Genomic DNA, 1642 nt, shown 5'->3' on the forward strand with positions numbered 1-1642 from the left:
TCGGGCAGTCGTTTATTGAATTCGGGCAGTCGTTTATTGAATTCGGGCAGTCGTTGATTGAATTCGGGCAACCTCCAAGAATTTACATAAAGCAATTAAAAATATTTGTATTGAAGAAGGCAGAAGGCAGTTCTTGCTGAGGGCAGAAGGTTTCGTTCAGATGGAGATTCAAAACCTACCATGACGAAAGCCACCAAATTGAAAATTTGGTGGGGGTCTTAAACCCTTGCTCCCTCCGGTCGCGCAGACGGTTCGGGCTTTTCCGTGAAGGGATAAATCCCTTCTGCCTTCAGCATAGCTGCCCTCTGCCTTTCTTGATAAATCTGGGCTTTACCCCACCCTAACCCTCACGCCACTTGCTCCACTTGGGGAAACCCCAAGACCGCAGTGGCTCCCCGATGCATTGGAAAGAGAACTGGATTTCTTGTTTCCCCCCAATCGGGGGGATTAAGGGGGGGGTAATTTGACTTGTGTGTACACCGTAGCCTTACCAAGGAGAGGGACAGGTTTTGCGTAGCAGAACCAGGGTGAGGTTTCTTTAGGCTATTCGACGTAAATTGCGTCGAGAGAGAGTGTGTTCTAGGGGATCTACGTTTCCGGCTTCAGTACCTAAGTCCTATAGTTGTCTCAAGCCAGACTCAGAACATATAAGGAACATCGATGTTTTTTAAGTGTTTATACCGAATAGATTTTAAATAAATGTTGTTATATTCTCAATGGGTAACAAAAATGCCTTTTCAAACTACTCTTAAAAACTTGTAATTTAGAGACTGATGCTAGATAAACTAAGGGTTTTAGGTTTATTTAGTTAAAGATTTTCATTGTTAGATAACCATAGCAATTGTGTAGTCTTTGTTTTTGTTCTACAAAGAATCAAGATGCTATTTATATGTGCTTTTAAATACTAAAAAGTCAGCAACGCAACATTTAAACAGTAAACCAAAAATTTTTTACAATTATGAATTACAAACCAACTCAACTGCTTTTTATTGATGCGACTGTTAATGACATTGAGACTTTATTGCAGGGGGCTTTACCTGGTATTGAAGCGTATGTCCTTTCTGGTGAGCAAGATGGTGTAGCCCAAATTACCCAAATTCTGCAACACCGTTCAGAGGTTAATACAGTTCATATTGTTTCTCACGGTTCACCAGGTTGTCTGTATTTGGGTAACAGTCAGCTTAGTCTTGATACCCTGAATATTTACACATCTCAGTTGCAAAGTTGGTCAAGAGATGGGTTGACTTTGATGCTCTACGGTTGTAATGTTGCAGCCACAGATGCGGGGGAAGAATTTGTTAATAAATTGCACCAGTTAACAGGGTCAAATATTGCTGCTTCTGTCACTTTAACTGGGAATGCTAATTTGGGCGGCAATTGGATTTTGGAAATGAAAATAGGAGTGATTGATGCCCCCTTAGCGATTACCCCAAGTACCCAAAGTGCCTATGCTGGTATCCTCAGTCCCTCCCTCGACGCTGATAATTCTGTATCTTTGCCTGGTGTATACCTTAGCTCCGTAGCGTGGGGAGATTACAGTGGCGATGGCAAACTCGACCTTATCCTCACCGGCAGCGACAACAACGACAACTTCATCAGTAAACTGTACAAAAACAATGGCAGTGGTGTCTTAACCGAAGAC

The 1642-nt window shown here is 42.3% G+C and carries 1 protein-coding gene; it reads left to right on the top strand.

All coding sequences use genetic code 11. The annotated features are described in order from the left end of the window. Positions 1-958: 958 nt before the first annotated feature. On the top strand, positions 959-1642 hold a 684-nt coding region (locus tag ACFE90_RS09845), incomplete at its 3' end, for a DUF4347 domain-containing protein (RefSeq protein WP_375499986.1).

Origin of the sequence: uncultured Nostoc sp. (assembly GCF_964245445.1) — a bacterium.
Classification (GTDB): domain Bacteria; phylum Cyanobacteriota; class Cyanobacteriia; order Cyanobacteriales; family Nostocaceae; genus Nostoc.